General features: G+C 35.9%; 1 pseudogene. It reads left to right on the top strand.

Annotated elements, in window-relative coordinates:
• Positions 1–346 precede the first annotated feature (346 nt).
• Positions 347–434, top strand: a pseudogene (locus tag F7Q90_RS26165) (DJ-1 family protein); the annotation flags it as partial.

The following is a 434-nucleotide window of genomic DNA, read 5'->3' as shown; positions in this document are numbered from 1 at the left end:
AAAACATTATCACAACAAAAAACATTTTCAGTAGCGGGACTTTCCAGTGATAATGTTTTTTGTTGTGTTTGTGTAATTATAACTGGTTGAAAATAATTATACATCATCACCATTCGCTTTGTGAAACATTGTTTCAAATCATAAAAAAGGCGTTTAAATCATGGTAATCTCAATAAGATAAACATTATCTGATCTGGCTGTCACATGTAAGAACGGTTGATAGCAAATTCACCTTTTTTATAAAAAAGGATTTTGCGGCAGATCATTTTTAATGTCATAAATCACACGGGCTCATTATTCGGTTGAGCACGGTTTTGATGGTTGACACGTTAACAAGGAGTAGGCAATGAAAAAGGTCGCAGTGCTGCTGGCGCCAGGATTTGAAGAGGCAGAGGCCATTGTTACTATTGATATTCTGCGGCGTTTGCATATTG

Origin of the sequence: Pantoea stewartii subsp. stewartii (assembly GCF_008801695.1) — a bacterium.
GTDB lineage: Bacteria > Pseudomonadota > Gammaproteobacteria > Enterobacterales > Enterobacteriaceae > Pantoea > Pantoea stewartii.
The sequence above is the reverse complement of the archived record's forward strand: the minus strand, read 5'-3'. Positions and strand labels throughout refer to the sequence as shown.